This window comes from Achromobacter veterisilvae (assembly GCF_037619525.1).
GTDB lineage: Bacteria > Pseudomonadota > Gammaproteobacteria > Burkholderiales > Burkholderiaceae_B > Achromobacter > Achromobacter veterisilvae.
In genome coordinates, this window is the sequence record NZ_CP148753.1 from 4,411,349 (window position 1) to 4,431,172 (window position 19,824).

Sequence of the window (19,824 nt, forward strand, 5' to 3'; positions counted from 1 at the left end):
CCCGCGGCGGCCTCGGCGGAATTATGGACACCCAGTTTGGCAATTTCTTGACACAACCCCGCGGCGGAGCTGACAAACTCCCGTCATCAAACCGCGCTTTTGCGAACAGGAACCCCGTATTAACCAATTGTGAATTGGCACGGACGGCGCCTTGCGGCACATTCAACCCTGTACCGAACCCTTCCCCATCCAGAAACAGTCTCATGACCAACGCCTCCCACGCCTACCAGGACATCCGCGAAGCCGTGCGCGATCTCTGCGCCCAATTCCCCTCCGAATATTTCCGCAAGGTCGACGAAGAACGCGGCTACCCCGAAGCGTTCGTCCGCGCGCTGACCGAAGCGGGCTGGCTGGCGGCCCTGATCCCGCAGGAATACGGCGGGTCCGGCCTGGGCCTGACCGAAGCGTCGGTCATCATGGAGGAAATCAACCGCAGCGGCGGCAACTCCGGCGCCTGCCACGGCCAGATGTACAACATGGGCACGCTGCTGCGCCATGGTTCGGAAGCCCAGAAGCGCGAATACCTGCCGCGCATCGCCGCGGGCGAACTGCGCCTGCAATCGATGGGCGTCACCGAACCCACCACCGGCACCGACACCACCAAGATCAAGACCACCGCCGTCAAGCGCGGAGACCGCTACGTCATCAACGGCCAGAAGGTCTGGATCTCGCGAGTGCAGCACTCCGACCTGATGATCCTGCTGGCCCGCACCACGCCGCTGGAACAGGTCACCCGCAAATCGGAAGGCATGTCGATCTTCCTGGTGGACCTGCATCACGCCGTGAAGCACGGCATGACCATCCGGCCCATCCCGAACATGGTCAACCACGAGACCAACGAACTCTTCTTCGACAACCTGGAAATCCCCGAAGAGAACCTGATCGGCGAAGAAGGCAAGGGTTTCAAGTACATCCTGGACGGCCTGAACGCCGAACGCACCCTGATCGCCGCAGAATGCATCGGCGACGGCTACTGGTTCGTGGACAAGGTCACCGCCTACGCCAAGGAACGCATGGTGTTCGGCCGCCCCATCGGCCAGAACCAGGGCGTTCAGTTCCCCATCGCGCGCGCCCACATCAACGTGGAAGCGGCCAGCCTGATGCGCTATGAAGCCTGCCGCCTGTTCGACGCGCACCAACCCTGCGGCGCGCAGGCCAACATGGCCAAGCTGCTGGCGGCCGACGCCTCCTGGGAAGCGGCCAACGCCTGCCTGCAATTCCACGGCGGCTTCGGCTTCGCCAACGAATACGACGTCGAGCGCAAGTTCCGCGAAACCCGCCTCTACCAGGTCGCGCCCATCTCGACGAACCTGATCCTGTCCTACGTCGCCGAACACATCCTGGGCCTGCCCCGTTCCTTCTGAGCCGCCAGCCATCCATGACCGCAGCCAAAGACACCCCCCACCTGAGCGCCGAACTCGCGGCCTTTGCCGCCAACCTGCGCTACGAAGACATCCCCGCGCCGGTCCTGCGCCGCGCCGAAGACCTGCTGCTGGACTGCCTGGCCTCCATCCTGGCGGGCGCCTCGGCGCGCGCCGTGCAGGCCATCGACCGCTACGCCGCCGCCATGGGCCCGGCCGACGGCGCCAGCGAAGTCCTGATCACCCGCCGCCGCACCACGCCGCTGTTCGCCGCCATGGTGAACGCGGCGGCCGCCCACGTGGTCGAACAGGACGACGTGCACAACGGTTCCGTGTTCCACCCCGCCGCGGTCGTGTTCCCGCCCGCGCTGGCCGTGGCGCAGGCGCTGGGCCGCTCCGGCCGCGACCTGCTGGTGGCCGCCGTCGCCGGCTATGAAGTGGGCATCCGCGTGGGCGAATTCCTGGGCCGCTCGCACTACAAGATCTTCCATACCACCGGCACCGCCGGCACCCTGGCCGCCGCCGTCACCACCGGCCGCCTGCTCAACCTGTCTCCCGAAGCGATGCTGAACGCGCTGGGCTCCGCCGGCACCCAGGCCGCGGGCCTGTGGGAATTCCTGCGCGACGCAGCCGACTCCAAGCAACTGCACACGGCCAAGGCCGCCGCCGACGGCATCACCGCCGCCTACCTGGCGCAGGACGGCTTCACCGGCGCGCGCCACATCCTGGAAGGCCCGCAAGGCATGGCCGCCGGCATGTCCACCGACGCCGACCCCAGCCGCCTCTGCGACCGCCTGGGCGAGCGCTGGGCGCTGGCCGAAACCTCGTTCAAATTCCACGCGTCCTGCCGCCACACCCACCCGGCCGCGGACGCGCTGCAGCAGGCGCTGCGCGACAACAACCTGGCCGAGGCCGACATCGAACGCGTCGTCGCCCACGTCCACCAGGGCGCCATCGACGTGCTCGGCCCCGTCGTCAATCCCCAGACCGTGCACCAGTCCAAGTTCTCGATGGGCACCGTCCTGGCCCTGATCGCCCGCCAGGGCCGCGCGGGCCTGGCCGAATTCGACGCCGGCCTGGACGACCCCGGCGTCACCGCCTTCCGCGGCAAGGTCGAAATGGAACTGGATCCGGAAGTCGACGGCGCCTATCCGCAACGCTGGATCGGCAAGGTCACCGTCTACACCCGCGACGGCCGCAAGCTGCACAGCCGCGTGGACGAGCCCAAGGGCGACCCCGGCAACACCTTGAGCCGCGCCGAAATCGAGGACAAGACGCTCAGCCTGGGCCGCTACGCCGGCGCCGCCACCGAACCGGAACTGCGCGGCCTGATCGACGCGATCTGGAACCTGGAAAGCATGGACAAGGTGGACGCGCTGCTGCCCAGGAAAGCAGGCTGACGCGGCGGCGGATGTCTGCACGGCCGGTGCCAGATCAGTGTCAGACACCCGGGCAGCGACACGGCAATCCAAAGATCAACGCATACGGGTGTCAGACACCGAAAAGGACGCTCTTCAGATCAGTGTCAGACACCCATACGAGACGTGCTTACGGCCTGAAGCAGAGCCTCGCGGGTGTCTGACACCCACGCACATGGACGTGTCAGACACCCGGGAAGCGACGCGGCAATCCAAAGATCAACGCATACGGGTGTCAGACACCGAAAAGGACGCTATGCGCGATGTCAGGCCAGCGCCGCTCTCTGCGCGCGCACCAAGCCGGCGATGCCGCCTTCGGCCAGCATCAGCATCGTATCCAGTTCGGCGCGGGTGAAGGTCGCGCCTTCGCCCGTGCCCTGCACTTCGACGAAAGCGCCGCTGCCCGTCATGATGACGTTCACGTCGGCGTCGCAGGCCGAATCCTCCTGGTAGTCCAGGTCCAGCACCGCGCGGCCTTCCACCAGGCCGACCGACACGGCGGCCACCGCGTCGCGGATCGGATTGGCGGCGAGATCGCCGCGCTTCATCAGCAGGGCCACCGCATCGGCGGCCGCCACCCAGGCGCCGGTGATGCTGGCGCAGCGCGTCCCGCCGTCGGCCTGCAGCACGTCGCAATCCAGGTGCAGGGTGCGCTCGCCCAGCGCCTTCATATCGAACACCGCGCGCAGGCTGCGTCCGATCAGGCGCTGGATCTCCTGCGTGCGGCCGCTTTGCTTGCCGCGCGCCGCCTCGCGGTCGCCGCGCGTGTGCGTGGCCCGCGGCAACATGCCGTATTCAGCGGTTACCCAGCCTTCCCCCTTGCCCTTCAGGAAAGGCGGTACCTTTTCCAGTACGCTGGCCGTGCACAGCACGTGGGTATTGCCGGCCTTCACCAGCACCGAACCTTCGGCATAGCGCGTAAATCCGCGTTCGAGGCTGAACGGCCGCAATTCGTCGACGGCGCGGCCCGAAGGACGGGCGATGGAAGGGGCAATGGTCACAGGCAGGCTCCAGACAGGGCTTCGATTGGCCGCATTGTACGGGCTGCCGCCACAGGAAACCGCCGCTTGGAGTATCCTGCCGCGATATATCCGGTTCGGCGCCCCCGGCCCGTCCCAGCACGCGCGGGATGGCGGGCATCGGCGCCACCGGTCCCCAATACAAGCATCACCAGGACACGCACATCATGATTCGCAGCATGACCGCCTTCGGCAACGCCCGAGCAGACCTGGAACAAGGCACGCTGGCGCTCGAATTGCGCAGCGTCAATAGCCGGTTCCTCGATCTGTACTTCCGCTTGCCCGACGAATTGCGCCACGTCGAAACGCCGCTGCGCGAACTCCTGACCGCCAACCTCGGGCGCGGCAAGGTCGAAATCCGCGTTTCCTACACGCGCAACGCCAGCACCGACCTGTCCAAGCTGGACCCCGCCTGGCTGGAAAGCCTGGCCGAGCAGCTACAGGCCGCCCGCCGCATCGTCCCCGACATCGCCCCGCCCCGCCTGGTCGAACTGTTCAACTGGCCCGGCCAGCGCGCCAACGACGCGCTGGATCCGCAGGCCTGGGGCGCGGCCTGCATGCAGGCCGCCCAGCAGGCGCTGACCCAGCTCCAGGAAGGCCGCGCGCGCGAAGGCGAGCGCCTGGCCGGCATGATGCGCGAATGCGCCGACGGCGTGGCGCGCATCGTCGACACGGTGCAAACCCACCTGCCACAACTGCTGGCCGACCATCGCGACAAATTGGCGGCCAAGCTGCGCGAAAGCGTCGAATCCGCCTTTCCCGGCGGCTTCACCCACATCTCCGGCGCCGAGCTTTCGGAACGGCTGTCGCAGGAAGCGAACCTGTTCGCGCTGCGCATCGACGTGGCGGAAGAACTGTCGCGCCTGCGCTCGCACCTGGAAGAGCTGCGCCACCTGCTCACCGACGGCGGCGGCAAGCCATCGGGCAAAAAGCAGGCCGGCAGCGCGGGCAAGCGCCTGGACTTCCTGTTCCAGGAAATGAACCGCGAGGCCAACACCCTGGGCTCCAAGGCCGGCAGCATGGACGTCACCCGCGCCGCCATGGATTTGAAGCTGCTGATCGAACAGATGCGGGAGCAGGCGCAGAATATCGAATAGCCTGACATTCCCCAATGCTCGACAGGGCGGCCAGGAGGCTGCCCTACCTGCATCCAACCCGTTGCCGCCATCCGCGATAGGTCCGCTTGGAAAGTGGCCTATCGAGACCCTCGCGTCCCGCGTCTCCGCACAATCGAGCGGAACCCTCAAACCGTCATCGAAGCGCTGGCCTGAACTTATCGTTCACACCGCTTCCGCCCGCGCGAGCGGGCCGACCTTCTCCCGTCGCGTTTCTTTGTTTTCTCTAGCGGAAAGCCCCCCATTTTGGTGAACACAGAAAAGTAGTGTGTGGACAAATCACAAAACTAGTGTAGTGACACATCACAATAATAGTGAAATAATAAACCTTAAAATTAGTGTAACCATCGAACCATGGCGACTTCCAACGAAAAACTTGCCGCATCCCTCGAACAGCTCAAAGCTATCCAGGACAGCGGCCAGCGCGTCGTTCGAGGCTCCGCCTTGTCGCGGACCCATCGGGAGCGTTTGAGCAAGGCAGGATACCTACACGAGGTCATCAAAGGCTGGTATCTACCCGCCCGGCCAGACCTCTCCACCGTTAGCATCGAAGGCAGCACCGCCGCATGGTTCGCCGGAATGCGCGACTTCGTCGCCGGCTATTGTGACTCCCGTTTCGGGGAGCATTGGCACCTCGGGCCCGAGACCTCCCTGTTGCTGCGTTCGGGCGAGCGCACCCTTCCCCGACAGCTACAGGTCTGGTCCATCTCGGGCAATAACCAGTTGGTGCAATTGCCCCACGGTTGTTCCTTGTTCATCTATCGCGCGCCCGGGCTGCTGCCTGCCGAGCCCCACGCGGAGAATCAAGGTATCCGGCTCGTGACTCTCACGGATGCGCTCGTTGCCGTGTCTTCCGCATTTTTCGTGCAACAGCCGTTGGCCGCGCGCATCGCGCTGGGGATGGTCGACGACACCTCGCCACTGCTGCGGCGGCTACTCGACGGTTCCCACTCCGTCATCGGCGGACGGTTGGCGGGCGCGTTTCGCGCAGTGGGCCGGGCCGATTTCGCGAACAACATTGCCGATACCCTGCGCGGGGCCGGCTACACGGTTCAAGAGGCCTCGCCGTTCGATGCGCCGCCAGCGCCACTGATCGCGGACCGTCCCGTCTCGCCCCACGTGCAACGCCTGCGCCTGAATTGGGCGGCCATGCGTGAATCCGTGATCGCCGCGTTCCCTACCCCTGCACCCTTGCCCACCAATCAGGCCCGGATTATCAAGGACATCGAAGCACGCTACGTGGCGGACGCCTATCACTCGCTGTCCATCGAGGGCTACCACGTTACGGCGGACTTGATCGAGAAGGTCCGCAACGGCGCCTGGGATCCGGAAGGCTCGGATCGTCAACAACGCGACGCCATGGCGGCCAAGGGATATTTCGAGGCCTACAAACTCGTCAAGGACTTCATATCCCGGACACTGCAACAGCAGGCGAACCAGGCCCGCCCTCAAGGCCTGCGCGAAGCGCTGGGCGCCTGGTACCTGGCGCTCTTCAGCCCCAGCGTGCAAGCCGGCCTGCTCAAGCCTTCGGATCTTGCTGGATGGCGCAATAACCAGGTATTCATTCGCGGCGCTTTGCACGTCCCCCTTGCCAAGGAAGCGGTGCGCGAATGCATGCCCGTGCTGTTCGAACTTATCGAAAACGAATCGCATCCGGCCGTCCGGGCCATTCTTGGGCATTTCCTGTTCGTCTTCATCCACCCCTACATGGACGGCAACGGCCGGCTGGCCCGATTCCTGATGAATGCCCTGCTCGCCACCGGCGGCTACGTCTGGACCGTCATCCCCGTACAACAGCGGCAGGCCTACATGCAGGCGTTGGAGCGCGCAAGCTCCTACGGCGAGATTGAACCGTTCGCGAGCTTTGTCGCGCAATTGACTCGACAGCAGGCACTGCACCCCTTGCCGCGGCCCGGCTGATCTGCTCAATTGCAGCCGCCGGCCCCGCCTGTGCGGCCGCCCCAACTATTTGCGCCCAAGCCTTGCTAAAGCCGTTGATGCAGAAATACATGCAAGAGCGGAATATGTCGCGCTTGGCTTCACTGTTTTGCTGGGCGATTGACCTCGCACCACGCATTTCTTGTGATCTTGAGAGCCCCCATTACTGCGACCGTTACAGCGCCAACGACCACACCGACAGCCACGTGGAATTGTGCAGCCACTGCTGTAGCAATGATCAACACCACATGCTTGATCGTTGCGATCCCGTCCTTGCGCTCATTGGAGTACTTCTTGGACGCAGTGCAAAAAAGATCGAATAATTCCGCTTTGATCGCACCCCACATGCTCTGACGATTTTCCCTTGAGCCAGTTCCTGTCAGGAGCATAAGACCGGCATCGACTTGCTCTCCGGTAAGGCCAAGGCCGATCGCATCAAAATCCTTATCGCTGTCCGCGGCGGACTCAAGTGCGGAAAGAATGATAGACCGCTGATATCCGGGGACCAACTCGTCGACGATTTCTCGAAACGCTCCCGCGTCGTACTGGAAGTCAAACATGGAGCCCCTCCGCTGTAAGCAATGCCAGCGCATGGCTCACGGCAGTGGCATACGAAATCATGCTTTCAGTACCCAGTGCGTGATTGCCAATGCGTATTGATGCACCGGTACCAGTCGGGCTAAAGCGCCGACTGATGATGCCGATGATTCGGTTACTTGCCAGATCGATCAGCGGCCCCCCGCTGCTCCCTGCCTCTGCCATCGAATCAAGAAGGAACTGCCTGGAGCCATTGGAAGCAAGCACTTTCGAGCCTAGAATTGTTCCCGACACCTTCAACGCGTGCTGACCATTTTGGACATGCGGAAATCCGAGATAACAAACACTGGCCCCTACGGGCGCCAGGTCATCGGAGCCAAAACCATCGGGCGGAACCCTTACCCCCACCGCGACTTCCATCTTGAGCAAGGCGACGTCGTTCGCAGCATCGAACTGGGCAACCGTGACCGGCGAGAACGTGCAGCTTTCCAACACGCTGCGATTGAACTGATCCACTGGCGCCGGCATCACGAAGCCCAGCTCGTCCGTCAAGGAAAACGTATGTGCGGCGGTCAGCAGATACCCCTTTTCGTGGCAAAGAAATGCCGTGCCCAGCATGCCGATCGTCTTGTCATCGATCCGACGGGCAAGCATGACACAACCGCCACCGTGGCGTTTTGCAATCCCTCTGAACATTTCCCCTCCTTCCCTGACGTTTCCCAACAGCCCTCGCTCAGCGCGCCTCGCCCGCCGCGGGTTCGCCGCGCAGCGCCGAGTCCAGGTATTGGCTGCGCGCCCGCGCATCGGGGAAGCGCATGTCGCGGTAGCTCACGAAGCGCGAGCCGCGCGCCAGCCGGTAGCCCGCCCAGATCAGCAGGAACAGCGGGATCCCGATATAGGTCGCCACCGCGCCGCCCCAGTCGATCCTGTCCTGCAGGAAAGCCTGGTAGTTCTGGCCCAGGGTGATGACCAGGCACAGCACGAAGGCGAAGATCGGGCCGAACGGAAAGAACGGCGACACATAGGGCAGATCGGCCAGGTTGTGGCCCTGCTTGAGGTAGCCGCGGCGGAACCGGTAGTGGCTGATCGCGATGCCCAGCCAGGCGATGAAGCCCGTCATCCCGGAAGTATTGAGCAGCCAGATGTAGACGGCGTTGGGGCTGAAAACAAAGGTGAAGAAGCACAGGGCCGCCACGGCGGTCGTGGCCAGCAGCGCCCACAGCGGCACGCCGTTGCGCGAAATGCGGCCGAAGATGCGCGGCGCCTTGCCATCGCGGGCCAGGCTGTAGAGCATGCGCGTGGCCGCGTACATGCCCGAGTTGCCCGCCGACAGCACGGAGGTCAGCACCACCGCGTTCATGACCGAAGCCGCCCCCAGCAGGCCCGCGCGTTCGAAGATCAGGGCGAACGGGCTGACGCTGATGTCCTCGACCTCGTTGCGCAGCAGGTGCGGATCGGTATAGGGAATCAGCAGGCCGATCACCAGGATCGCCATCACGTAGAACAGCAGGATGCGCCAGAACACCTGCCGCACCGCGCGCGGCAGGTTGCGGGCCGGGTCCTTGGATTCGCCCGCGGCGATGCCGATGAGTTCGGTGCCCTGGAACGAAAAGCCCACCACCATCGCCACGCCGATCAGCGCGGCGAAGCCGCCCGCGAAAGGCGCGTCGCCCACCGTCCAGTTGGCCAGGCCGCCGGCTTCCCCGCCGCGGATGATGCCCAGCAGCATCATCACGCCCATGGCCACGAAACCCAGCACCGCGACCACCTTGATCAGGGCGAACCAGAATTCCGCCTCGCCGAAGCCGCGCGCCGACATCGCGTTCAGCCCGAAGGTGACCGCCAGGAACAGTGCGCTCCAGTAGAACCCCGGCACGTCGGGGAACCAGTACGCCATGACGAGCTGCGCGGCCACCAGGTCCACCGCCACCGTCACCGCCCAGTTGTACCAATAGTTCCAGCCCAGCGCGAAGCCGAAGCCGTCCTCGACGTAGCGGGCGCCGTAGGTGGAAAAGGATCCGGACACCGGCATGGCCGCGGCGAGTTCGCCCAGGCTGGTCATCAGGAAATAGACCATGATGCCGATCAGCACGTAGCCCAGCAACGCGCCGCCCGGGCCGGCCTTGGCGATGGTCGCGCCGGAAGCCACGAACAGCCCGGTGCCGATGGACCCGCCCACCGCGATCATGGTCAGGTGCCGCGCGGACAGGGTGCGGCGCAGTTCGGACGGCCGGCCGGCCTCCGCCCCGCGCGTGCCGCCGGCGCGGCGTTCATCGTGTTCCGATGGTGCCAAAATGCATTCCTTCAGGTCATGAAGGCACGGGCGCGTTGCGCGCCGGGTGCCTTGGGATTTCCAAGCAACCGGCGAGAATAGCGCAAGAGGCCCCGGCAGGCGAAATGGGGGCACCTGGGGGACGGATCAACCGGCCCTGGCGCCCGCCTACTGGAAGGCCGTCTCCATGAAGGTGCGCAGCTTGCGCGAATGCAGCCGTTCCGGCGGCATGCCGCGCAGGCGCTCCAGCGCCCGGATGCCGATTTCCAGATGCTGGTTGACCTGGCGCCGGTAGAAGGCGCTGGCCATGCCGGGCAGCTTCAATTCGCCGTGCAGGGGCTTGTCCGACACGCACAGCAAGGTGCCGTAGGGCACCCGGAAACGGAAGCCGTTGGCGGCGATGGTGGCGGACTCCATGTCCAGCGCGATCGCCCGGGATTGCGCGAAGCGCTCCACCAGTTCCAGGTGGTCGCGCAGTTCCCAGTTGCGGTTGTCGATGGTGGCGACCGTGCCCGTGCGCATGATGCGCTTCAGGTCCCAGCCCGACAGCCCCGCCACCTCTTCCACCGCCTGCTCCAGCGCCACCTGCACTTCGGCCAGCGCGGGCACCGGCACCCAGGTGGGCAGGTCGTCGTCCAGCACGTGGTCTTCCCGCACGTAGCCGTGCGCCAGCACGTAGTCGCCCAGCCGCTGCGAATCGCGCAGGCCGGCGCAATGGCCCAGCATCAGCCAGGCATGCGGCCGCAGCACGGCGATGTGGTCGGTGATCGTCTTGGCGTTGGACGGACCCACGCCGATGTTCACGAGCGTGATGCCGGAGTGGTCGCCGCGCACCAGGTGGTAGGCCGGCATCTGCGGCAGGCGGACCGCCTGGTCCTCGTCGCCCGGACCGCTTTCGCCGCGCCGCGTGATCCGGTTGCCCGGCTCGACCAGCATCTCGTAGTCTTCGTTGCCGCTGGCCATCAGGGCGCGGGCGCGCGCGCAGAATTCGTCCACATAGAACTGGTAATTGGTGAACAGGACGAAGTTCTGGAAGTGCGCCGGGGCGGTCGACGTGTAGTGCTGCAGGCGGTGCAGCGAATAATCGACGCGCTGGGCGGTGAACGGCGCCAGCGGCTTGGGCTCGCCCTCTTTGCCGCGCCAGGACCCGTTCACGATGGCGTCGTCCGTCACCGCCAGGTCCGGCACGTCGAACAGGTCGCGCAAGGGGCGCTTGAGCGCCTCCAGGTGTTCGCCTTCGACGTATGCGCCTTCGGGAAAGGCGAAATGCAGGGGGATCGGCGAATCGGACTCGCCCACTTCCACCGCCACGCGGTGGTTCTGCAGCAACTGGCTCACCTGCTCGATCAGGTAATCGCGAAACAGCGCCGGCTGCGTGACGGTGGTCTGGTAGATGCCGGGCTCGGCCACGTGGCCGTAGGAAAGCCGCGTATCGATCGGGTCGTAGGTTTCCACGACGATGCGGATGGCCGGGTAATAGGCGCGGGCCCGCTCGCGGCCGTTGCTGGCGCCTTTCAGGACGTCGCGGAAGGCGGCGCGCAGGAAAGCGGTGTTGCGCGCGTAGATTTCGATCAGCCGATCCACCGCCGACACGGCGTCCTGGAAAGGCGCGAAGGGCATGGGATCGGGCCGGTTCATGGAGGACAACGGGTGTACTGCGTTCATCATCGAGCTTTGCTCCGCTTTCTTATGCGTGTTTCAGCGGCCGTTCCCGGCTTGCCATGCCGGAGGGGCCGTTCCCGCCGATTATGCCCGACCCGGCGGCGGAAGAAGCGTCACATTCCGGCGCCCGCGCGCCGGTTTCGCCCCGCCCGCGGCGGCCGCTTCGGGAGCGGCGGCGTTCCGCGATGGCGGCGGGCCAGAATGCTGCATTGCACTACAAATGTAATGAAACATTATTCTATTACAATGCCATGGCATTCCGGGTCATGCGTCCCGGGACAGCCCCCTTTCCGCCGGCTTGCCTGCCCAGGCAAAGCCATGCCGCCCACTCCGAATTCCTGAAGTGACGTAATGACGCCGCCCACGCGAAAAGCCCGAATTGCCAATTTCCGCATTCCCGTATTCCTGTCAGCGCCCATCATCGCGCTGACCCTCTCCTGGATTCCCGACGCCGCCCAGGCGTCCCTCCGGTCCGAACAGGCCCGCCCCACGCTCAACGGCCTGCGCCTGGCGCAGGAGCCCACGGTCCCCACCCTGCGCGACCGCGTGGTGCAAGCGGGCCTGGAAGCGATCGGCACCCCCTATAGCTGGGGCGGAGACGACGCCGAAGGTTTCGATTGCAGCGGCCTGGTGCTGTACGTATTCCGCGAGATCGCCGGGCTGGAACTCCCCCGCACCGCCCGCGCCCAGCGCACCGCCGGCGAATCCGTCGGCAACAAGAAGGAACTGCGTCCCGGCGACCTGGTGTTCTTCGCCACCCGCGGCCGAGGCGTGACCTCGCACGTGGGCATCTACATCGGCCAGAACAAGTTCGTCCATGCGCCGCGCCGCGGCACCAAGGTCCGCGTGGATGAAATGCAGAATTCCTATTGGACCAAGCGCTACGTCGGCGCGCGGCGCTACCTGGATACGAAACAGGGCCAGATGCTGGCCCAGGCCTCTCCCCGCTGATACGGCGCCCGGGGCGGCACCGCGGCCTGCCGCGGCTCGTCCATGACTGACGGGCCGCCGCAGGCCGGAGGCGTTTTCAGCCCCGCCCGACAAAGGGCATGTTGGTGGCCATGATGGTCATGAACTGCACGTTGGCTTCCAGCGGCAGGCGCGCCATCGCGGCGACCGCCTGCGCCACGTGCGCGACGTCCATGCGCGGCTCCACCTTGGTGCTGCCGTCCGCCTGCAGGATGCCCGCCGCCATGCGCTCGGTCATCTCGGTCGCCGCGTTGCCGATGTCGATCTGGCCGCAGGCGATGTTGTAGGGGCGGCAATCCAGCGAAATCGACTTGGTCAGCCCCGTCACCGCATGCTTGGTGGCGGTATAGGCAATGGAGAACGGCCGGGGCGCATGCGCGGATATCGAGCCGTTGTTGATGATGCGGCCGCCGCGCGGGCTTTGCGCCTTCATCACCCGGATGGCGGCCTGCGCGCACAGGAACATGCCGGTCAGGTTGGTGTCCACCACCTCGCGCCAGACGGAGACGGGCAGCTCTTCGATCGGCATGGCCGGCGCGCCGCGCCCCGCGTTGTTGAACAGCACGTCCAGGCGGCCGTATTCGCGCTGCGTGGTGTCGAACAGATCGCGCACGGCCTGCTCGTCGGATACATCCGTGGGCACCACCAGCGCCCGCACGCCGTCCTCGCCCGCCGCGGTGCGAGTCGCTTCGAGCGGATCGCGGCGGCGGCCGGCCAGCACGACCCGATAGCCTTGCGCCAGGAATTCCAGCGCCACCGCGCGGCCTATGCCGGTGCCGGCGCCAGTGACCAGCGCTACGCGCGGGGGTTCGATCTCGTTCGTCTGCATCGGATTCTCCCTGTTATCGATCCGCGAAATGCTACCCGAATCGCCTGTCCGATGCTGCAAGCGAAGGTACCAGCCGCGACACACTTTTCACGTGCTGCGCGCAAGCAAAAATTTCATCTTCGTATTGATCGGCCGCAAGTATTTATATAATTTCCGGGAATTAGCTTATTACCAAAAATCCAATAAACAATCCGGAGCAGATTCCATGACCCCACGGTCCCTCCCCGGCGCGCTCGCCCTGGGCGCGCTGTTCGCCGCCGCGGCCGGCGCCCAGCCCGCGCCCGACGGCAAGCAGATCAGCGCGCAGGGCGCGAACGGCGCGCCCGCCTGTATGACCTGCCACGGCGCCCGCGGCGAAGGCAATCCCGCCGCCGGTTTCCCGCAATTGGCGGGCATGGGCGGCCGCTACCTGGAGGAACAGTTGAACGCCATGGCCACCGGCTCGCGCGTCAGCCCCCTGATGGCCGCCACGGCCAAGGCGCTGGATCCCGCGCAGCGCCAGGCCGTGGCGCGGTACTACGCCGCGCTCCCCTCGCCGCTTAACATCGACCGGCTGGCCGCGACCGCCATGCATCCGGCCAGGCCGGCGGACGCCGGCGCCTGGCTGGCCACCCGCGGCGCCTGGGACAAGAACGTGCCGGCCTGTAATCAATGCCATGGACCCGGCGGCATCGGCGTGGGCGAGAACTTCCCCGCCCTGGCCGGGCAGCCCGCCGCCTACATCGCGGGCCAGTTGCGCGCCTGGCGCCAGGGGCAGCGCCCGCCCGGCCCGCTGGGCCTGATGCCGGCCGTGGCCACCCGTCTGTCCGAGGACGAAATCGACGCCGTGTCCGCCTACTACGCCGGCCTGCCCAAGGCGGCGGAATCCGCCAGCGCCTCCGCCGGAGCCAAGCAATGACCGCCATCCGCCTGCGCCTCCTGTTCGCCGCCGCCGGCCTGGCCGCGTCCGCGTCCCTGCACGCCGCCGAACCGCGTCCCGCCTTCACCCCGCCGTCGGCGGCCTCGCTGCCCGACACCGAGTTCGGCAAGACCGTGCGCGAGGGCGAGCAGATTTTCCTGCACACGCCGCAACTGGCCGGCAAGTTCGTCGGCAACGACCTGAACTGCGCCAGTTGCCACCTCGACGCGGGCCGCCGGCCCGATTCGGCGCCGATGTGGGCGGCCTACGTGCTGTACCCCGCCTACCGCGCCAAGAACGGCCACGTCAACACGCTGGCCGAGCGCCTGCAAGGCTGCTTCCGCTTCAGCATGAACGGCAAGGCGCCGCCGGCGGACGACCCCACGCTGACCGCGTTGCAGACCTATATGTTCTGGCTGGCGAGCAAGGCGCCCACCGGCGTGGCGCTGGAGGGCCAGGGCTACCGCAAGCTGCCGCCGCCCGCCCGCAAGGCCGACTACCTGCGCGGCGACGAAGTCTACGCGCAGTACTGCGCGGTCTGCCACGGGGCCGAAGGCCAGGGCCAGAAGAACGGCAAGCACTGGGTCTTCCCGGCCCTGTGGGGGCCGGATTCCTTCAACTGGGGCGCGGGCATGCACCAGATCGGCAACGCCGCCGGCTTCATCAAGGCCAACATGCCGCTCGGGCAGGCCGGCATGCTGAGCGACCAGGAAGCCTGGGACGTCGCCTACTTCATGAACGCGCATGAACGTCCGCAGGATCCGCGCTACGCGGAGTCGGTTGCCGCGACCCGCGCCAAGTACCACGACTCCGACGACTCCCTGTACGGCATCGAAGTCAACGGCCACCTGCTGGGCAGCGGCGCGCCCGCGCCGGGCGGCAGGCTGAACGCGGCCGCCTCCGGGGCCGGCGGCTGACGGCGCATCGCGCGGCGCGGCGGGGTTTTCCGCCTGCCGGGCCGCGCGATTTGCTATCCTTGCAGTCTCAGCATTACGCCTCAGTCACAATCCATGCACGCCAACCCCGGAAACGTCTTCATGGTCGTCGCGCCCAGCGGCGCCGGCAAGTCCAGCCTGGTCAAGGCCTTGCTGCAGCAAGACCCCTCCATCCTGCTTTCCATTTCCAGCACCACCCGCGCGCCCCGCCCCGGCGAAGAAGACGGCCGCGAATACCGCTTCGTGTCCACCGAGGAATTCCAGCGCCTGCGCGACGGCCAGAACCTGCTGGAATGGGCGGAAGTGCATGGCAATTTCTACGGCACGCCGCGGGACCGCATCGACGAAGCCACGCGCGCCGGGCGCGACGTGCTGCTCGAAATCGACTGGCAGGGCGCGCGCCAGGTCAAGCAGCGTTTCCCGGGCGCGATCGGCGTATTCGTGCTGCCGCCGTCCATCGAAGAACTCGAAAGCCGGCTGAAGGCGCGCGGCCAGGATGAACCGCAAGTCATCGCGCGCCGGCTGATGGCCGCGGGCGGCGAAATCGCCCACGCGCCTGAATGCGAATATGTTATTATTAATCAAGAATTTAGCGTAGCCTTGTCGGAACTGACTCAAATCGTCAGCGCCGCGCGGCTGCGTTTTTCGTCTCAGGCCGCCCGCCACAGCCAGTTGTTCTCGCAACTCGGCATCCCGGCCGAACACTGAGCCGAACGCATTCTCCCTATCCTCCATCAGCACCAGGTGTCCTAATGGCTCGCATTACCGTCGAAGACTGTCTGAATCAAATCCCCAATCGTTTCAAGCTCACGCTGGCCGCAACCTACCGCGCTCGCGAGCTGGCGCAAGGCCATGCCCCGCGCCTGGACAGCAAAGACAAGCCCACGGTCACTGCCCTGCGCGAAATCGCGGGCGGCCTAACCGGCGTGGAAATGCTGCGTAAAGTTCCCACCTGATCATCTCCGGGGGGCGGCAAGCATGGCTTTTCCCGGGCTGAAGTACGCTTCCTCTGGTCTGCTTGCCGCGCTGCGCGCCGGCTCCCGCCTTGGGCGCCGTACGGGCAAGAAAGACAAGAATCCCCCCGCGCCGCCGTCCGTCGCCGCCCAGGAAGCGGCGGACGCGACCGCCTCTCCGGTCGCTTCGCTGGCGCCGCTGACCGAAATCATCGGCAGCTATCTCGACAAGAAAGATGTAGAACGCGTGCGCGAAGCCTACCGCTTCGCGGACCAGGCGCACCTGGGCCAGTTCCGCGCCAGCGGCTCGCCCTACATTTCGCATCCCATCGCCGTCACCGAGATCTGCGCGGGCTGGAAGCTCGACGTGAACGCCTTGTCGGCCGCCCTGCTCCACGACGTGATGGAAGACCAGGGCATCGCCAAGCACGAGCTGGCCGAGAAATTCGGCCCTGAAGTCGCCGAGCTGGTCGACGGCCTGTCCAAGCTGGACCGCCTGGACTTCGCCACCAAGGCCGAACAGCAGGCCGAGAGCTTCCGCAAGATGCTGCTGGCGATGGCCCGCGACGTGCGCGTCATCCTCATCAAGCTGGCCGACCGCCTGCACAACATGCGCACGCTGGATGCGGTCAACCCCGAGAAGCGCCGGCGCATCGCGCGCGAAACGCTGGACATCTACGCGCCCATCGCGCACCGCCTGGGCCTGAACCTGCTGTTCCGCGAACTGCAGGACCTGTGCTTCGCGGCGATGTACCCGAACCGCTACCAGGTGCTGTACAAGGCCGTGCTGGCCGCGCGCGGCAACCGCCGCGAAGTCATCACCAAGATCGCCGATTCGGTGCGGGCCGCGCTGCCCGCCGCCGGCATCGAGGCCGAAGTCACCGGCCGCGAAAAGACGCTGTTCGGCATCTACCGCAAGATGGTCGACCAGAAAAAGTCGTTCTCCGACGTGCTCGACATCTACGGCTTTCGCGTCATCGTGCACACGCTGCCCGAGTGCTACCTGGCGCTGGGCACGCTGCACCAGTTGTACCGGCCGGTGCCCGGCAAGTTCAAGGACTACATCGCCATTCCCAAGGTGAACGGCTACCAGTCCCTGCACACCACCCTGGTCGGGCCCTATGGCACGCCGGTGGAATTCCAGTTCCGCACGCGCGACATGCATCACGTGGCGGAAGAAGGCGTCGCTTCGCACTGGCTCTACAAGGGCGCCGACCTGACGCTCAACGACCTGCAGAAACGCACGCACCAGTGGCTGCAATCGCTGCTGGACATCCAGAGCCAGACCGGCGATTCCGGCGAATTCCTGGAACACGTCAAGGTCGACCTCTTCCCCGACGCGGTCTACGTGTTCACGCCGCGCGGCAAGATCATCTCGCTGCCCCGCGGCGCCACGCCGGTCGACTTCGCCTACGCGATCCACACCGACATCGGCAACCAGGCGGTGGCGGCCAAGGTCAACGGCGAGTTCGTGCCGCTGCGCACCGAACTCAATAGCGGCGACACGGTGGAAATCGTCACGTCTCCCGCCTCGCGGCCCAACGCGCAGTGGCTCAACTACGTGCGCACCGGCCGGGCCCGCTCCGAGATCCGCCACTATCTGCGCACGGTCAAATACGAGGAATCGGTGGCCTTCGGCGAACGCCTGCTGGGCCAGGCGATGCAGGAACTGCACATGCCGCTGCCCGCCACCGACGACCCGGCCTGGCAGAAGCTGGCGCGCAGCACCGGCGCCAGTTCGCGCGAGGAAATCCTGGCCGACATCGGGCTGGGCAAGCGCCTGGCGGCCGTCGTGGCCCGCCGCTTCGCTCCGGAACACCAACTGGTCGCCACCACGGCCGCGGCCGTGGACGAACTGACCTCGGCGCGCAGCGCCCCCATCCTCATCCAGGGCAACGAAGGCCAGGCCGTGCAGTTGGCGCCTTGCTGCGGCCCGCTGCCTGGCGACCCCATCGTCGCGGGCATGCGCATGGGGCACGGGCTGGTGGTGCATACGGCCGACTGCCCCGTCGCCCTGCGCCAGCGCCTGCGCGAACCGGAACGCTGGATCAACGTGGGCTGGGACGCCCACACGGCCAAGCACCTGGCCACCCGCCTGGACATCGTCACGCGCAACGAACGCGGCGTGCTGGGACGGCTGGCCGCGGAAGTCACCGCGGCGGACGCCAACATCATGCACGTCACCATGCACGACGACGCGGTCTCGACCGTATCCCTGCATCTGACGATCCAGGTGGACAGCCGCAAGCACCTGGCGCAGGTCATCCGCGCCATCCGGCACGTGCCGCAGGTGCAGAAGATCGTGCGGGTGAAGGGGTAGTTTTTTTGTGGGGGGGTGTCTGACACCCGGGAAACGTTGTTGCTACTTGAAGGCCGTCTCGTAGGGGTGTCAGACACCTTGACGGGGTGGCCAGGTGTCTGACACCCCTACGAGACGCCGCTCCAAGCCGAGCATACGCCCACGGGTGTCAGACACCCATCCAACCTCAAGCCACGTGCTGCAAGAAATCCTTCAACCGCTGGCTCGGCGGATTGCTCAGCAGTTCGGCCGGCGGGCCGTCGTGGGCGATCTTGCCGGCGTCGATGAAGATCAACCGGCTTCCGACCTTGCGCGCGAATTCCATTTCGTGCGTCACGACCACCATGGTCATGCCCTCTTCCGCCAGATCGCGCATGACCTTGAGGACTTCGTGGCGCAGTTCGGGGTCCAGCGCCGAGGTGGGCTCGTCGAACAGCATCAGCTTGGGCTTGATCGCCAGCGCGCGGGCGATCGCGACGCGCTGCTGCTGGCCGCCGGAGAGTTCGGCCGGATAGTGGTTCATGCGCTCGGCCAGCCCGACCTTGGCCAACAGGCTCTCGGCCAGCTTGCGCGCTTCGGCGCGGCCCTGGCCGCGCGTGTGCACCGGCCCGAACATGACGTTCTCCAGCGCCGTCATCTGCGGAAACAGGTTGAACTGCTGGAACACCATGCCCGCTTCGCGCCGGATCTCGCGCACTTGCGCCGCCCCGCCCTTCACGCTCAGGCCATCGACCAGCAGGTCGCCGTCGTTGATGGTCTCGAGCACGTTGATACAGCGCAGGAAAGTGGACTTGCCGGATCCGGACGGGCCGACCACCACCACGACTTCGCCCGCGTCGATGTTCAGCGAAATGCCGTCGAGCACCGTGGATTCGCCGAAGCGCTTGGTGACGTTGTGGAATTCAACCATGCTCATAGTATGCGCATCCTCTTTTCCACCAGGTGCAGGCCCAGCGCCATCAGACCCGTCAGGATCAGATAGACGATGGCCACCGCCGACCAGATCTCGACCGCGCGGAAGTTGCTCGCCATGATTTCCTGGCCCTGGCGGGTCAGTTCGGCCACGCCGATCACGATGAAGAGCGAGGAATCCTTCAGGCTGATGATGCACTGGTTGCCCAGCGGCGGAATCATGCGGCGAAACGCCACCGGCCCGATGATGTGGAAGAGGATTTTGTGGAACGGCAGCCCCATGGCCTGCCCGGCTTCCTTCAGGCCCTTGTGCACCGACAGCAGCGAGCCGCGCACGATCTCGGAAATGTACGCGCCCGAATTGATGATGAGCGTGGCGATCGCGGCCCATTCCGCGTCCACCCGGATGTCGGCCAGCAAGGGCAAGGCGAAGTAGATGAACATCACCTGCACCACTATCGGGGTGCCGCGGATGACCGCGACGTAGATCTGCGCGATCGCCGACAGGATGGGATGCCCGTAGGCGCGCGTCACGCCCGATAGCGCCCCCAGCAGGAAACCGCCGAACAAGCCCCAGAAGGTGATCTTGATGGTCATCAGCGTACCCTCGAGCAGATTGGGTAGCGCGTCTCTGATTACAGCCCAGTCGAACTCCACGATGTTCCCCCCTGGTTCCGGCGTCGCGGCCGGCTACGGCCGGCGCCCGC

At 65.9% G+C, this 19,824-nt stretch carries 18 protein-coding genes; 10 read left to right on the forward strand and 8 right to left on the reverse strand.

The window, feature by feature from the left end; translation table 11 throughout:
* The first annotated feature begins 203 nt into the window (after positions 1-203).
* Positions 204-1,364, forward strand: a complete 1,161-nt coding sequence (locus WHX56_RS20410; protein WP_287755125.1) for an acyl-CoA dehydrogenase family protein — start codon at positions 204-206, stop codon at positions 1,362-1,364.
* Between the two features lie 14 nt (positions 1,365-1,378).
* Positions 1,379-2,761: an MmgE/PrpD family protein gene (locus WHX56_RS20415; RefSeq protein ID WP_129240805.1), complete on the forward strand. Its 1,383-nt coding sequence runs from the start codon at positions 1,379-1,381 to the stop codon at positions 2,759-2,761.
* A 284-nt stretch (positions 2,762-3,045) separates the two neighbouring features.
* On the opposite strand, the gene rph is transcribed toward WHX56_RS20415, so the two are convergent.
* The gene (rph, locus tag WHX56_RS20420) at positions 3,046-3,780 is read right to left on the reverse strand and encodes a ribonuclease PH (protein ID WP_287753201.1); all 735 of its coding nucleotides are present in this window, start codon (positions 3,778-3,780) and stop codon (positions 3,046-3,048) included.
* Positions 3,781-3,965: 185 nt separating this feature from the next.
* On the opposite strand from rph, the gene WHX56_RS20425 reads away from it, so the two are divergent.
* Both WHX56_RS20425 and WHX56_RS20430 read left to right on the forward strand, forming a co-directional pair.
* On the forward strand, positions 3,966-4,895 hold the full coding sequence (locus WHX56_RS20425; RefSeq protein ID WP_129240803.1) for a YicC/YloC family endoribonuclease: 930 nt from the start codon (positions 3,966-3,968) through the stop codon (positions 4,893-4,895).
* 372 nt (positions 4,896-5,267) lie between these two features.
* Positions 5,268-6,833 (forward strand): Fic family protein, encoded by a 1,566-nt coding sequence (locus WHX56_RS20430; RefSeq protein WP_338878816.1) that lies wholly within the window; start codon positions 5,268-5,270, stop codon positions 6,831-6,833.
* Positions 6,834-6,952: 119 nt separating this feature from the next.
* Here the strand turns inward: WHX56_RS20430 and WHX56_RS20435 are convergent, their stop codons facing one another.
* The 4 genes from WHX56_RS20435 to WHX56_RS20450 all read right to left on the reverse strand — a co-directional run bounded on the left by WHX56_RS20435 (position 6,953) and on the right by WHX56_RS20450 (position 11,328).
* Complete coding sequence (locus WHX56_RS20435; protein ID WP_129240799.1) at positions 6,953-7,411, reverse strand: hypothetical protein; 459 nt, start codon at positions 7,409-7,411, stop codon at positions 6,953-6,955.
* Positions 7,404-8,084 (reverse strand): serine protease, encoded by a 681-nt coding sequence (locus tag WHX56_RS20440; RefSeq protein WP_338878817.1) that lies wholly within the window; start codon positions 8,082-8,084, stop codon positions 7,404-7,406. The genes WHX56_RS20435 and WHX56_RS20440 overlap by 8 nt, the downstream gene beginning before the upstream one ends.
* 37 nt (positions 8,085-8,121) lie before the next feature.
* Complete coding sequence (locus WHX56_RS20445; RefSeq protein WP_165360148.1) at positions 8,122-9,609, reverse strand: amino acid permease; 1,488 nt, start codon at positions 9,607-9,609, stop codon at positions 8,122-8,124.
* 219 nt (positions 9,610-9,828) lie between these two features.
* Positions 9,829-11,328, reverse strand: a complete 1,500-nt coding sequence (locus WHX56_RS20450) for an AMP nucleosidase (protein ID WP_422393612.1) — start codon at positions 11,326-11,328, stop codon at positions 9,829-9,831.
* Positions 11,329-11,673: 345 nt separating this feature from the next.
* Here WHX56_RS20450 and WHX56_RS20455 point away from each other — a divergent pair, with 345 nt between their 5' ends.
* Positions 11,674-12,273, forward strand: coding sequence for a C40 family peptidase (locus tag WHX56_RS20455; RefSeq protein WP_129240796.1), 600 nt, complete (start codon positions 11,674-11,676; stop codon positions 12,271-12,273).
* Between the two features lie 76 nt (positions 12,274-12,349).
* Here WHX56_RS20455 and WHX56_RS20460 read toward each other — a convergent pair whose 3' ends face one another.
* Positions 12,350-13,120: an SDR family oxidoreductase gene (locus WHX56_RS20460; RefSeq protein ID WP_129240795.1), complete on the reverse strand. Its 771-nt coding sequence runs from the start codon at positions 13,118-13,120 to the stop codon at positions 12,350-12,352.
* 205 nt (positions 13,121-13,325) lie between these two features.
* Between WHX56_RS20460 and WHX56_RS20465 the strand changes: the two genes are divergently transcribed.
* From WHX56_RS20465 to WHX56_RS20485, 5 genes are all read left to right on the forward strand, one after another.
* Positions 13,326-14,018 carry a c-type cytochrome gene (locus WHX56_RS20465; RefSeq protein WP_338878818.1) on the forward strand — a complete coding sequence of 231 codons (693 nt, stop codon included), beginning with the start codon at positions 13,326-13,328 and terminating at the stop codon, positions 14,016-14,018.
* The gene (locus WHX56_RS20470; protein WP_338878819.1) at positions 14,015-14,935 is read left to right on the forward strand and encodes a c-type cytochrome; all 921 of its coding nucleotides are present in this window, start codon (positions 14,015-14,017) and stop codon (positions 14,933-14,935) included. Before WHX56_RS20465 ends, WHX56_RS20470 begins: the two co-directional genes overlap by 4 nt.
* A 93-nt stretch (positions 14,936-15,028) precedes the next feature.
* Positions 15,029-15,661 carry a guanylate kinase gene (gene gmk, locus WHX56_RS20475; protein WP_129240792.1) on the forward strand — a complete coding sequence of 211 codons (633 nt, stop codon included), beginning with the start codon at positions 15,029-15,031 and terminating at the stop codon, positions 15,659-15,661.
* 44 nt (positions 15,662-15,705) lie between these two features.
* Positions 15,706-15,909 (forward strand): DNA-directed RNA polymerase subunit omega, encoded by a 204-nt coding sequence (gene rpoZ, locus WHX56_RS20480; protein ID WP_006219679.1) that lies wholly within the window; start codon positions 15,706-15,708, stop codon positions 15,907-15,909.
* Positions 15,910-15,931: 22 nt separating this feature from the next.
* Positions 15,932-18,226 (forward strand): RelA/SpoT family protein, encoded by a 2,295-nt coding sequence (locus tag WHX56_RS20485; RefSeq protein ID WP_129240791.1) that lies wholly within the window; start codon positions 15,932-15,934, stop codon positions 18,224-18,226.
* Positions 18,227-18,392: 166 nt separating this feature from the next.
* Here the strand turns inward: WHX56_RS20485 and glnQ are convergent, their stop codons facing one another.
* Both glnQ and glnP read right to left on the reverse strand, forming a co-directional pair.
* The gene (gene glnQ / locus WHX56_RS20490; RefSeq protein ID WP_129240790.1) at positions 18,393-19,121 is read right to left on the reverse strand and encodes a glutamine ABC transporter ATP-binding protein GlnQ; all 729 of its coding nucleotides are present in this window, start codon (positions 19,119-19,121) and stop codon (positions 18,393-18,395) included.
* Positions 19,118-19,774, reverse strand: coding sequence for a glutamine ABC transporter permease GlnP (gene glnP / locus WHX56_RS20495; protein WP_129240789.1), 657 nt, complete (start codon positions 19,772-19,774; stop codon positions 19,118-19,120). Before glnP ends, glnQ begins: the two co-directional genes overlap by 4 nt.
* Positions 19,775-19,824 lie beyond the last annotated feature (50 nt).